Origin of the sequence: Streptomyces sp. NBC_00005 (assembly GCF_045160215.1) — a bacterium.
GTDB lineage: Bacteria > Actinomycetota > Actinomycetes > Streptomycetales > Streptomycetaceae > Streptomyces.
In genome coordinates, this window is the sequence record NZ_CP108316.1 from 7,372,008 (window position 1) to 7,383,961 (window position 11,954).

Below are 11,954 nucleotides of genomic sequence, written 5' to 3' on the forward strand. Positions count from 1 at the left end.
GTCTCTACGACGCAGTTCCTGCGGTGTCGTCTCTGCGGTGTTGCTTCTTCGGGGGCTCGGTGGCGTTCGTGTCGAGTGCCAGTGGCTCGATCTTGCCCTCCAGCATGTAGCCCAGGCCCTGTACGGCACACACGTCGGGCCGTTCGGCGATGTGCACGGGCATGTTGGTGGCCTGCCGCAGCATCTGGTCTAGGCCCGGGAGCAGCGCGCTCCCGCCCACCATCGTCATCCCGCGGTCGACGAGGTCGGCGACCAGGTCGGGCGGGCAGGCCCGCAGCACCCTGCCGATGCCGTCGAGTACGGCGGTCAGCGGCGTCTCGATCGCGCCGCGCACCGCGGCGGTGTCGACCTGTACGGAACGGGCGAGCCCGGTGGCCACGTCCCGCCCGTGGATCTCCGTGGACGCCGGCCCCTGGAGGGTGAGACCGTTGCCGGACAGGGCGAGCTGCAGCGGTCGTACGGACTGGCTGGGGAGCATCAACTCGTGCTCGTGGCGCAGGTGTTGGACGATCGCGTGGTCGACGGCCTCGCCGCCGACGGGAACGCGCTCGGCGGTCACGATCGACCCGAGGGAGAGCACGGCCACCTGGGTGGCCGCGGCCCCGCACACCATGATCATGGTGGCCTCGGGCTGTTCCACGGGCAGTCCGCACCCCACGGCGGCGGCGATGAGCGTGTCGACGAGTTCCACGCGGCGTGCGCCGAGTCCGACGAGCGTCTCGATGGCCGCCCGCTGGGCCAGCGGGTCGGCGTCGTGCGGGGTGCAGGCCGCGGCGCGCAGGAAGGGCTTGCGGCGCAGGGCGCGGCGGATCCTGTCGCCGAGCAGCTGCCGGAGCATGCGCTGCGCCATCTCGATGTCGACGACGGTGCCGCCGGACACGGGGCGCACGACGCGGATGTAGTCCGGGGTGCGGCCCTTCATCTTCTCGGCGAACTCGCCCACGGCGATGAGGGCGCCGGTACGGGTGTTCACGGCGGCGGCGGACGGCTGGTCGACGACGAGGCCGGCGCCCTTGACGTAGACGCGGGTCCGGGCCGCCCCCAGATCGACGGCGAAATGGCAGCGGCGCAACTGCTCCAGACTGGCGGTCATGGAAGGTCCTCCCGAGAGCGCAGACCGTGGGGTGGGGGCCGCCGGTGGGGTGGCGGGCCTCGTTCCGTGGGGCCGCCGGGTGGCGGGCCTCTTAGGCATCGTGCGGGTGGGGAGGCCGGGAGCGCCTTTTATGGGGGGCCGGGTGGGGGTGCGGCTGAATGGGGGTTTGTCGCTTATGTACCGATGTAAACGTCAGATAAAGGGGGTCCGTTCATGCCTCGCCCCGGGGGTGGGCCGGGGAGTCGGGTTCGGGTTCCGGTTCGGGTCCGACGATGCCCCGGATCACCCCCAGATCCACCAAGTCCTGCGGTCGGATGCGGAGTTGATCGGCTGTCGCCTCCACCTGGTCGGCCGGTCGCTTGAGGATCGCTGCCGCGAGCTCCGGGGCGATCACCGAGAAGTAACTGTCCGGTGTGGCCCAGGTGTTGCCGGACGCGGCCAGCGCCAGCGCGCCGCCGGAGCCGCCCTCGCCGATCAGCAGCGTGGTGATGGGCGTACGGGCGGCCGCCACCGCGCCGAACAGGTCCGCGATCGCGGCGCCCGCGCCCTGCCGCTCCGCCTCCGCGTCGTTGGCCGCACCCGGGGTGTCCACCAGGGTCAGCACCGGGATGCGGAGCCGGTCCGCGAGGCGGATCAGGCGGGCGGCGGTGCGGTAGCCGGCGGGCCGGGTCGCGGTCCCGGTCTGCGCGGCGTAGGCGACGGTACGGCCGTCCCGCTCCCCGAAGCCGCACAGCATCCCGTCGGGATCGGCCCCGCCGCAGCGGTCGCCGTTGATGGCGGCACGGTGCGTGAAGTAGGCGTCCAGATAGCTCGCGGCACGCGGCCGCTCGACGGAACGCGCACGCCGGACGGCGTCCCAGCCGGTGCCGGGCAGGTCGACGGAACCCAGAGCGGCGGGCACGGGAGCAGGGGCGAGGCCTTCCGGTGTCGTCGGCGAGCGCGCGGGTGTCGCCTTGCCGCCCGTCAGGAGTCGTAGCCAGCGGCCCAGTGTCTCCCGCAGTTCCGTCGGAGGTACCACCGCGTCGGCCGCGCCCGCCGTCACCTGGGCCTCCGCCCGGTACGCCGCCGGGTCCGCGTCCGGTGGGCGGACCCGGGAGCCCGCGAAGCCGACCTGCGCGTCCGGCAGGGCGAGGATCACGTCGGCGCCCGCGCCGAGGGTGGCCCAGCCGCCGCCCGTCGTGGGGTCCCGGAGCGCCGCGATCTGGGGCAGGCCCGCCTCGCGGGTCAGCGCCGACTGGCGGGCCACGCGCTGGAGTTGGGTCAGCGCGAGCATGCCCTCCTGCATGCGGCTGCCGCCGGTGGCCACGAGCGGGACGACGGGGAGGCGGTGCGTGCGGGCGTGCGTGTACGCCGCCTCCAGCCTGTCGCCGGTGCGTTCGCCGAGCGAGCCGCCGAGGAAGCCGAACTCGAAGGCGATCAGAACGACCCGCGTGCCCGCGACGCTCGCGGTGCCGCACACCACGGACTCGTGCTCGCCGGTGCGCTCCGCGGCGCGGGCGCGCGAGGCGTCGTAGCCCTGCCAGGCGAGAGGGCCGTCGGGCTTGGAGTCCCTTGCCGGGTAAGGGAGTTCGGTGAACGTGGAGTCGTCCGCGACCAGGGTCAGGAACGCGCGGGCGGAAAGGCGCTCAGTCACGGCTCAAGGCCCGCTTCATGATCTTGCCCATGTCGTTGCGGGGGAGGACGGAGAGGTAGTGCACGACGCGGGGGCGCTTGTGCGGGGCGAGGCGGGAGGCCACGTGGTCGGCCAATTCCTCGGCACTCGGCGGTGTTTGGGGATCGGTCGGCACCACCCAGGCCACGATCCGCTCACCCAGGTCCGCGTCCGGCTCCCCGGTGACCGCCGCCTCCCGCACCCCCGGATGCTCCAGCAGCGCGTTCTCGATCTCACCCGCCCCGATCTTGTAACCCCCGCTCTTGATCAGGTCGGTGGCCTTGCGGCCGACGATACGGACGTACCCGTCACGATCGCGCACCGCCATGTCCCCGGTGCGGAACCAGCCGTCGGCGGTGAAAGCGTCCTTCGTCGCGTCGGGCCGGTTGAGGTAACCGGTGAAGAGGTTCGGGCCGCGGACCTGGATCTCGCCCACGGTCTCGCCGTCGTACGAGGTGATGGCCGAACCGTCCTCCTCCACGAGCCGCAGCTCGACGCCCGGCAGCGGCACCCCCACCGTGCCCGCACGCGCCTCGCCGTCCGCCCGCACGCTGGTGTTCATGAGCGTCTCCGTCATGCCGTACCGCTCGACGACCCGTCGTCCCGTCGCGGCCGTGATGCGCTCGTGGTCGTGCACGGGGAGGGCGGCCGAACCCGACACGAGCAGCCGGGCCCGCCCCAGCGCCTTCGCCAACTCCGGCTCCTCGGACAGGGCTTGGGCGATCCGGTGGTACATCGTCGGCACGCCGAACAGCATGGTCGCGCCGTCGTTCAGCTCCCGCGTCACCCCCTCCGTGCCGAACCGGCCCAGATGCCGGACGGATCCGCCGCGCCGCAGCGGGCCCAGGATGCCCAGCACCAGCCCGTGCACATGGAAGAGCGGCAACCCGTGCACGAGCACGTCGTCGCCCGTCCACTGCCAGGCGTCGGCGAGCGCGTCCAGCGTGGTCGAGATCGCCCGGCGGGGCAGGACGGCGCCCTTGGGCGGGCCGGTCGTGCCGGAGGTGTAGACGATCAGGGCGGGATCCTCGTCGCCGACGGAGGGGGCGGGGGCGATGCTCCCCGTGCCGCTGACGTCCACATCGACGCGCTCCAACGCGCTTACCGACGAAGGGAGTTCATCGCCGGGTGCCGCCAGCACCACCGTCGGCGCACTGTCGGACAGGATGTGCCCGAGCTCCTTCTCGCCCGACTTGGGGTTGAGCGGCACCGCTGCGACGCCGGCCCGGAGTGCCGCCACCACGGCGACCGCGGTCTCCAGGGCCGGCGTGGCCCAGACCGCGATACGGCCGCTGCCCGCGAGGCGTTCCGCCAGGGCGCCGGTCGCCGCGGCCAGCTCGGCGTACGTCAGGGACCGGTCGCCGAACCGCAGGGCGATCCGCTCGCTCGGGCTGTCCAGGGCCGGGAAGAGGGAGGTCACGCTTCGTACTCCTGACTGTTCGGCGGTCACTGCTTGCTCGAGGCCTCGATGCCGGGCACGACCATCATCGGGCCTCGGCGTCATGCGCCGCCGTACCAGGTCGATGCCGGCGCCGGGTGCCCACGAGGGTGGCCAGGTCGTGGGACAACGGGATCTCGATCGTGTGCAGGGCGGGATGGCGCAGCCAGTGGAGGCGGGGCCGGTCCACCTCCCCGTCGTGCAGCGGCGGGTCGGCGGTGGCCGGGGTGAAGTCGTCGATCACGACGATGCCGCCCGGGGTGAGCAGCCCGGCCGGGTCGGCGGGATCGTCGCCCGGGGTCTTGCCCGTGCCGCCGCCGTCCAGCACGAGCAGGTCGTACGGGGCGTCCTCGGCGATCCGCCGCCAGTCCCCGGTGATCACCCGCACCTCCGGCCGGTCGGCGAAGACCCCGGCGGCGATCCGGGCCCGCTCCGGGTCCCGCTCCACGCCGACCAGCCGTACGCCCTCGCGCGCGCCCGAGGCCGGCCACGCCGGCCCGACCCCGCAGGCCGTCCCGGTCTCCCCGACGACCTCCTTCGCCCCGCCCGCCAGGGCGTGCAGCAGGCGGTCCTGCTCGGGCCGGCAGGAGTAGGGGAAGCCATGGGCCCGGGCGGCGGTCAGGGCTCGCTCGACGAGCGGCGGCAGATGGGTCTGCCCGTCGTACGCGTCCGTTCCGGAGACCGACATGCACCGATCCTGCCGTACGGGAAAGGGAGTTGGTCAGGCCGCGTCCACCACGTCCGCCACCACACAGCTGATGTTGTCCGGGCCGCCAGCCGTGTTCGCGGCGTCCAGCAGGGCGTGTACGGCCTCGTCCGGGGCGGAGGCGGTGAGCAGCCGTTGGATCCGGTCGTCGGACACGACGCCGGACAGGCCGTCCGAGCACAGGAGATAGCGGTCGCCGGGGGCGGCGTCGTGCAGGCGCAGGTCCGGGGTCGCGGTGCCCAGGGCCTTGAGGAGCAGGGACCGTTGGGGGTGGGCCGTGGCCTCCTCCTCGGTCAGGCGGCCCTCGTCGATCAGCGACTGGACCACTGTGTGGTCGTGGGTGATGCGGGAGAGGGTGCCGTCGCGGAGCAGGTACGCGCGGGAGTCACCGATGTGGACGAGGGCCAGGCGGGAGCCCGTCCAGAGGAGGGCGGTGAGGGTGGTGCCGTTCGGGGCGGTGCCATGTGACATGGCATCGGCGGTGGCATGTGACACACCACTGTCAGTGCCATGTGACATGGCACGGACCGCATCCGTCGCCCCCCGCACCGCCTCCTCCAGAAGGTTCAGCACATTCCCCGCCGGCAGCTCGTCCGTGTCCAGGAAGCGCAGCGCCTCGACCGCCGCGCTGCTCGCGGGTGCGCCTGCCGGGCCGAATCCGTCGGCGACCGCGAGCAGCCGGGTGCCCGCGTAGGCCGTGTCCTGGTTGGCGGGGCGTACCCGGCCGCGGTCCGAGTGGGCGAAGTAGCGCAGTTCCAGCATCGTGGTGTCCTTTCGCGGTTCCGTCTGCAGGTGGTCCACCAGGAACGCGGCGAGGTCCCGCCGTGCCGCCGTCTCCGCCTCGACCTCCGCCCAGTAGGCGCGGATCTCCGCGGCGGCGGCCGCCGGTTCGAGGGCGCACACCTCACGGATGCGGGCCAGCGGCATGCCCAGCCGCCGTAGCCACGCCACCAGCCGGGCCTGCTCCAGCTGCTCGACCGCGTAGTAGCGGTAGCCGGTGTGCGGGTCGACCCGGGCGGGGCGCAGCAGCTCCAGTTCGTCGTAGAGGCGCAGGGCCTTCGGCGACAGCCGGCACGCGCGCGCGAAGGCGCCGATCGTGAGCATGGCCGTACGGGCCTCCACAGGCACCTCCATGTGCAGCTCGAAATGCACCTCGAAGCCGTTCCGTTCCCGTCGTCGATGCTGGGGCTTCACCGAGGGGGAAGGTCAATCCGGTTGCTTCGGTTGCAGGTGCCCCGGTTAGCCTGCGAAGCGATCCACCGCCGTATGAAGCGGCGGTGTGCGGCAGCCGTATGCAGAAGCTGCATGCAGCAGCCGTATGACCTACGAGACTGGAGGCCCCCCGTGCCCCGTGTCGCACTCGCCACCTACGACCCCGGGCCGCTGCCCAGCAAGGACCGCGGGCTTCCGGTGCTGGTGCGGGAGTTGCGGGACGCCGGGGCCGAGGCCGTCGCCGTGCCCTGGGACGACACGGGCACCGACTGGGGCGGGTTCGACCTGGTCGTCATCCGGTCGACCTGGGACTACAGCTGGCGGGCGGGCGAGTTCGTGGCGTGGGCGCAGAAGTGCGGGGCGGTCACCAGGCTCGCCAATCCGGCGGAGGTGGTGCGCTGGAACACCGACAAGCGGTACCTCGGGGACCTGACGGCGGCCGGCGTGCCCGTCGTGCCGACCCGGTATCTCGCGCCCGGCGACGCCCCCGACCTGCCCGGTGACCACGAGTACGTCGTCAAGCCGACCTCGGGCGCGGGCGCCCGGTACGCCGCCCGTTACCTGCCGGGCGACCACGACACGGCCGTACGGCATCTCGCGCGCATGCACGAGGAGGGGCTGACGGCGATGGTGCAGCCGTATCTGGCCGGCATCGACGTGAGCGGAGAGCGGGCGCTGCAGTTCTTCGGCGGGCGGTTCCTGCACGCCAGCCGCAAGGGTGCGGTGCTGGCGCCGGGCACGGCGTACGACGCCGACAAGGTGGCCCATCCGGACCTGGTGCCGTGGACCCCGACCCCGGCGGAGCTCTCGGTCGCGGAGCGGGCCCTGGCGGCCGTACCGGATGCGCCCGAGCTGCTGTACGCGCGCGTGGACCTCGTCGACGGCGAGGACGGGGAGCCGCGGGTGATGGAGCTGGAGCTCGTCGAGCCGAATCTCTTCCTCGACCTGCATCCCGGGTCGGCGGCGGTGGTCAGGGACGCGATTCTGGCGGCCGCGCGGTAGCCGTGGCGGCGGCGTCCGCGTGCAGGGTGCGCAGGCCGGTGACGACGATCGCCAGGGCGTAGCCGAAGTCGTCGTCCGGGGTGGCGGCGGCCGCGTGCCGTGCGTGCAGTGAGCGGGCCATGAACGGGAACGGGAAGTCCGCGTCGGCGATCATCGCGCGCTCGGTCTCCGCGTCGCCGCGCGACTGTTCCTCGACCACGCGGCCGACGAGGAAGTGGATCGCCGCTCCGGCCGCGCGGGAGGCGTCGGCCAGGGCGAAACCCGACTCGTACAGCACCTCCGTGATGCGCTCGGCGTGCAGGCCGAGGGCGAGAGCCCGGCGCAGGTCGGCGGCGGAGGCGACCGCGGCGCCGTCCCGGTGGGCGAGCAGCGCGCGGCGCAGGCCGGTGAGGGTCTCCTCCAGCCACTCCCACCAGGGCTGCCCGGGGCGCGGGTGGCCCAGGCGTGCGGCGGCGGGCGCCAGCATCGCGTCCGTCATGTGGTCGAGCAGGGCGCGCTTGTTCGCGAAGTGCCAGTACAACGCGGGGGCCTGGACGCCGAGTTCGCGGGCCAGGCGGCGCACGGTGAGCTTCTCCAGCCCTTCCGCGTCGAGCAGGCGCAGGGCGGTGCGTGCCGCGTGGTCCTTGTCGATGGCCAACCGTTCTCGGTCCTTTCCCGCTGGTCCCGCCGGTTCGGCTCGCTCGCCCGGTGGCCGGCGGCGCCCGATGACAGGCGGTCCGGCTCGCTGTGAGGGCAGCCGGTTCGGCTCGATGGCCGCGCTTGACAGCTTAACAAGTTAAGGGGAGCGTTGGGACCGTGCGCTTAACTTGTTAAGGAGGGGTGGGGCATGACCCACGACGCCGATGTGATCGTGGTCGGAGCAGGGCCCGTCGGACTGCTGCTCGCGGCCGAACTGCGCCTGGCGGGCGCCGTACCGCTGGTCCTCGAACGGCTCGCGGCCCCGTCGCCGCAGCGCAAGGCGCGCGGGGTCGGACCGCTCGCCGCCGAGGCGCTGGCCCGCCGTGGCCTGGGCGAGCGGCTGGCCGCGCACGGAGCCGCGGGGACCGCCGACAAGGCCCGCGACCACGGCAGCGAGAAGGGCCACTTCTCGGCCATCTTCAAGATCGACCCGGACCTCCAGGACGAACCCGACCGCCGGGGCGTGTGGATCTGGCAGCCGGAACTGGAGGTGCTGCTCGCCGAGTACGCGACCGGGCTCGGCGTCGAGATCCGCCGCGAGCACACCGTCACCGGCCTCGCGCAGGACGACGACACCGTGACTCTGACGGTCGTGGCCCCGCACGGCGAGCACCGGTTGAGCGCCGGGCACGTGGTCGGCTGCGACGGCGGCCGCAGCACCGTGCGCCGCCTCACCGGCTTCGCCTTCCCGGGTACGGCCCCGACCATGACGACGCGCCGCGCCGAGGCCGACATCCTCGAGGGCGCCGATCGGCTCCCGCCGGCCGGGCGGCAGCCCCGCGGCATCCTGCACTACGGCCCCGGCATGCTCGCCACCTTCGACTACGGCGACACGCCCGAGGACCGCGAGGCCCCGCTCACCGCCGAGGAACTGCAGAACAGCGTCCGCCGGGTCACGGGCGTCGACGTCACGGTCGCCATCACGGGCGAGACCCTCCGCGTCACCGACCACGCCCGCCAGGCCGCCACCTACCGCCGCGGCCGCGTCCTGCTCGCCGGAGACGCCGCCCACGTCCACTCGCCGATGGGCGGCCAGGGACTCAACCTCGGCCTGATGGACGCGGCCAACCTCGGCTGGAAACTGGCCGCCGAGGTGCGCGGCGACGCCCCGCCGGGCCTCCTCGACAGCTACACCGGCGAACGTCATCCGGTCGGCGCCCGGGTCCTGCACAACACCCGCGCCCAGTCCGCCCTGCTGGCCCCCGGTCCGCACACCGACGCCCTGCGTGACGTCTTCTCCGACCTGATGGACCTGCCCGAGGTCAACCGCCGCCTCGGGGACATGATGTCCGGACTCGCCGACGCGTACGACTTCCCGTACCGGAGCACGCACCCGCTGGTCGGCCGGCACTGCCCCGACCTGACCTTCAAGGCGGGCACGCGCGAGGAACACCTGAGCCGGTACACCCGGGGCGGGCTCCCCGTCCTGCTCGCACCGGACGTGCGGCCGGCCGGGCCCTGGCGGGGGCGGGTCGAACTCGTCCAGGTCGAGTCCATCGCCTACGACGGTCTCGACGCCGTACTGGTCCGTCCGGACGGGGCGATCGCCTGGGCGGGCGGGGCCGAGCCGGACGTCGAGGGGCTGGAGACCGCTCTGCGGACGTGGTTCAGCCGTTGACCGCCGTGCGCTGCAGCAGCCCCCAGGTGAATTCGGCCGCCACTTCCCGCCGCACGCCCGCCGCGTCCGGGGCCGTGAACGCCAGACCCCAGCGGGTCGGGGCCGTGCCCTCCAGGGGGCGGACGGGGGCGAAGGCGCGGGCCGCCTCGTCGACCGTGCAGGACCAGGGGGTGAGGTCGTCGAGGGTGCGGAGGGCAGGGCCCTCGGCGCCCGGGGCGCGGACCAGCCACTCGTTCCAGACGGCGCCGTTCGGAGCGAGCAGTACCTCGAAGCGCAGGTCGGGCCAGAGGGGGACGGGCCAGAGCCACGCCTCGCAGTCCAGGTCGCCGATCCGGCGGGAGACGGACGACTCCGGGGCGCCGAGGACGGAGCGGTAGCGGGAGGCGGCGGCTCGCCCGCGGGGGGAGTGCAGCATCGCCTGCCAGCGCTTGTTGGCCTCTCTCATGTCGGCGATGGAGACGCCCAGTTCGTGGCGGGCGTCCTCCACCAGGTCCGGGTTGTGGTCGGCCATGCGGCGCAGCAGGACCAGTTGGAAGTCGACTGCGGTGAAGGGGCTAGCGGGGCGTTTCGCGGACGGCATGGGAACCATGGTCGCGCACGGCACTGACACCCGGACGGCGGCCGTCCGGGAGGAAGAGGACCGAGTTGACGTAGCGCGGGTGGTTGCGGAAGGGCAGGACGCGGCCCAGCAGGCCCTGGGCGACGACGTGCGAGGCGCTCTCCTGATGTGCCTCCAGGGGGAACTTCGCGAGCGGTACCCAGGTCGAGCCGGGCAGCACCCAGCCGTCGTATCTGAGCAGGGACAGATAGGTGACGACGGGGCCGATCGGCTGGATGCGGGACTCCAGTTCCACGAACAGGGCCGGGCGGTCGCGGGCCAGCAGGCCCGTCGCGCCGCGCAGCACCGCGAGTTCGCTGCCGTCCACGTCGATCTTGATGAAGTCGACGTCGCGCAGGCCGAGTTCGTCGAGGGTGACGCAGGGGACGTGCAGGGCGCGGGCGTGGATGTCGCGGCGCACCAGGGAGGACACGCCCCGGTCGCCGACGTCGTCCGGCGGGAGCCACAGGCGGGCCGTGCCCGGGCGGTCCGAGGCGGCGGCCTGGACGACGCGGACGTTCGGCGGGGCGGCGGAGGTGAGGAGGCGGGCCAGGTGGGGGACCGGTTCGACGGTCACCACCTGGCGGGCGCGGCCGGCGAGGCGCCGGGTCCACGGGCCGTACCAGCCGCCGACGTCCACAGCCGTGCCGCAGCCGGGCGGGCACAGGTCGGCCAGCCGGGCCAGCTCGGGCTCGAAGCGCGGGTAGACCGCCCTGGCGGCCGCGGCCACCAGGCGGGTGGGCAGGAGCGGGGCCAGCCGGGCGGCCACAGTGCGCGGTGGAGTCACTGAGCCGTCCGCTCCAGCCGCTCCAGAAGGGCTTCGTGCTCGTCGTCCGACACCTGCTCGCCGGACGACGGCAGCAGTTGCGGGATGCCGTCGACGATCGGGTAACGGCGGTGCAGGCGCGGGTTGTACAGGGCCTCGTCGGCCGCGGGACCGTCCGGCACGAGAAGGTGCAGCGGGCCCTTGTCGAGCGGGCACGCCAGGATCCGCAGCAACGGGTCGTCGGGTTTCATGGAGGGGTCAACTCCTTGGTGGCCATGGGGGGTTGGGGTGGAGAGGGAGGTGGAGGCTGAGGTGTCGGCCGGTCGTGCTTGGGCATGGCCAGCAGGACCGAGACGGCGAGGGCGGTGCCCGCCAGGCGCAGGGCGAGCCGCAAGGGGTCGTGCGGGAGCGCCTCGCCGAACGAGAGCGTGCCGAGGACGGCCGTGTACAGGCAGGTCACGGTGGTGCACACCGGCACGATCAGCGAGGCTCGGCAGCGTTGCAGCGCGGCCTGCGACAGGACCAGGCCGAACGCGCCGGTGAACAGCAGGAGATACGGGTACGGGGACGCCAGCAGGTCGACTACCGCAGGTCCCAGCCCACTTGTCGTCAGGTAACTCGACACGCCCTTGATGGCGAGCGAGCTGACCCCGTACAGCAGGCCCACGGCCACCCCGTACTCCACGCCCGTGGTCGGCGCGCGGTGCCGGTGGCGGGCGCGGCGCTCGGCGGCCCCGTAGAGCCACACGCCGCCCGCCAGCGAGGGCACGCACACCAGCAGGATCAGCGGATACGGCGCGCTGCGGCTGACCGTGTCGGCGCCCGGACCGGCCTCCTTGAGCGACAGCACGACCATGAGCAGCGCGGCGAGGATCGCGCCGAGCATGTACCGCTCCCGTCCGGTGGTCTCCTCGCCCAGCAGCCGGGCCGAGAGCAGGACGAGCAGGACCAGTCCGGAGACGAAGATGCCCTGGGCGGCGGCGATCGGCAGCGTCCGGTAGACGGCGAGCTGCGCGCCGAAACCGGCGGCGAGGGCGAGCGAACCGCCGATCCACAGAGGGCTGCCGAGCACCAGCCGCAGCAGCCGCGCCGGTTGACGGACCGTCACCTCGGGCAGGGCGGCCAACGCCCGTTTCTCCAGCACGAATCCGGTGCTGTACAGGAGGTTCGCCACCAGGGCTGCCGCCACTCC

Annotated in this window: 12 protein-coding genes; 2 read left to right on the forward strand and 10 right to left on the reverse strand. The window is 73.4% G+C overall.

The features are described 5' to 3' along the window. Positions 1-4: 4 nt before the first annotated feature. From OG303_RS33775 to OG303_RS33795, 5 genes are all read right to left on the reverse strand, one after another. The gene (locus OG303_RS33775; RefSeq protein WP_405873195.1) at positions 5-1,093 is read right to left on the reverse strand and encodes a rod shape-determining protein; all 1,089 of its coding nucleotides are present in this window, start codon (positions 1,091-1,093) and stop codon (positions 5-7) included. A 211-nt stretch (positions 1,094-1,304) separates the two neighbouring features. After that, complete coding sequence (locus OG303_RS33780) at positions 1,305-2,726, reverse strand: carboxyl transferase domain-containing protein (RefSeq protein WP_405873196.1); 1,422 nt, start codon at positions 2,724-2,726, stop codon at positions 1,305-1,307. Further along, a complete protein-coding gene (locus OG303_RS33785) occupies positions 2,719-4,164 on the reverse strand; it encodes an acyl-CoA synthetase (protein ID WP_405873197.1) in 1,446 nt (481 codons plus the stop codon). The genes OG303_RS33780 and OG303_RS33785 overlap by 8 nt, the downstream gene beginning before the upstream one ends. 64 nt (positions 4,165-4,228) lie before the next feature. After that, positions 4,229-4,870 carry an O-methyltransferase gene (locus OG303_RS33790; RefSeq protein WP_405873198.1) on the reverse strand — a complete coding sequence of 214 codons (642 nt, stop codon included), beginning with the start codon at positions 4,868-4,870 and terminating at the stop codon, positions 4,229-4,231. A gap of 33 nt (positions 4,871-4,903) precedes the next feature. Then, a complete protein-coding gene (locus tag OG303_RS33795; protein ID WP_405877620.1) occupies positions 4,904-5,992 on the reverse strand; it encodes a MerR family transcriptional regulator in 1,089 nt (362 codons plus the stop codon). 240 nt (positions 5,993-6,232) lie between these two features. Between OG303_RS33795 and OG303_RS33800 the strand changes: the two genes are divergently transcribed. Then, a complete protein-coding gene (locus OG303_RS33800) occupies positions 6,233-7,102 on the forward strand; it encodes a RimK family alpha-L-glutamate ligase (protein WP_405873199.1) in 870 nt (289 codons plus the stop codon). Here OG303_RS33800 and OG303_RS33805 read toward each other — a convergent pair. Next, positions 7,071-7,739, reverse strand: coding sequence for a TetR family transcriptional regulator (locus tag OG303_RS33805; RefSeq protein WP_405873200.1), 669 nt, complete (start codon positions 7,737-7,739; stop codon positions 7,071-7,073). The two genes, OG303_RS33800 and OG303_RS33805, sit on opposite strands and share 32 nt — an antisense overlap. 189 nt (positions 7,740-7,928) lie before the next feature. Between OG303_RS33805 and OG303_RS33810 the strand changes: the two genes are divergently transcribed. After that, positions 7,929-9,398 carry an FAD-dependent monooxygenase gene (locus OG303_RS33810; RefSeq protein WP_405873201.1) on the forward strand — a complete coding sequence of 490 codons (1,470 nt, stop codon included), beginning with the start codon at positions 7,929-7,931 and terminating at the stop codon, positions 9,396-9,398. Here the strand turns inward: OG303_RS33810 and OG303_RS33815 are convergent. The 4 genes from OG303_RS33815 to OG303_RS33830 are packed head-to-tail and all read right to left on the reverse strand — an operon-like array spanning position 9,388 to position 11,951. Next, complete coding sequence (locus tag OG303_RS33815) at positions 9,388-9,978, reverse strand: hypothetical protein (RefSeq protein ID WP_405873202.1); 591 nt, start codon at positions 9,976-9,978, stop codon at positions 9,388-9,390. The genes OG303_RS33810 and OG303_RS33815 overlap by 11 nt on opposite strands. Then, positions 9,953-10,783, reverse strand: a complete 831-nt coding sequence (locus OG303_RS33820) for an FkbM family methyltransferase (protein WP_405873203.1) — start codon at positions 10,781-10,783, stop codon at positions 9,953-9,955. The genes OG303_RS33815 and OG303_RS33820 overlap by 26 nt, the downstream gene beginning before the upstream one ends. Next, positions 10,780-11,013, reverse strand: a complete 234-nt coding sequence (locus tag OG303_RS33825; protein WP_405873205.1) for a Trm112 family protein — start codon at positions 11,011-11,013, stop codon at positions 10,780-10,782. Before OG303_RS33825 ends, OG303_RS33820 begins: the two co-directional genes overlap by 4 nt. Beyond that, a complete protein-coding gene (locus OG303_RS33830; protein WP_405877622.1) occupies positions 11,010-11,951 on the reverse strand; it encodes a hypothetical protein in 942 nt (313 codons plus the stop codon). Before OG303_RS33830 ends, OG303_RS33825 begins: the two co-directional genes overlap by 4 nt. Positions 11,952-11,954: the final 3 nt, after the last annotated feature.

Coding starts and splice junctions, on each gene's coding strand:
- OG303_RS33775 (WP_405873195.1), bottom strand. CDS start 1,093: ATGACCGCCAGTCTGGAGCAGTTGCGCCGCTGCCATTTCGCCGTCGAT.
- OG303_RS33790 (WP_405873198.1), bottom strand. CDS start 4,870: ATGTCGGTCTCCGGAACGGACGCGTACGACGGGCAGACCCATCTGCCG.
- OG303_RS33795 (WP_405877620.1), bottom strand. CDS start 5,992: ATGCTCACGATCGGCGCCTTCGCGCGCGCGTGCCGGCTGTCGCCGAAG.
- OG303_RS33810 (WP_405873201.1), top strand. CDS start 7,929: ATGACCCACGACGCCGATGTGATCGTGGTCGGAGCAGGGCCCGTCGGA.
- OG303_RS33815 (WP_405873202.1), bottom strand. CDS start 9,978: ATGCCGTCCGCGAAACGCCCCGCTAGCCCCTTCACCGCAGTCGACTTC.
- OG303_RS33825 (WP_405873205.1), bottom strand. CDS start 11,013: ATGAAACCCGACGACCCGTTGCTGCGGATCCTGGCGTGCCCGCTCGAC.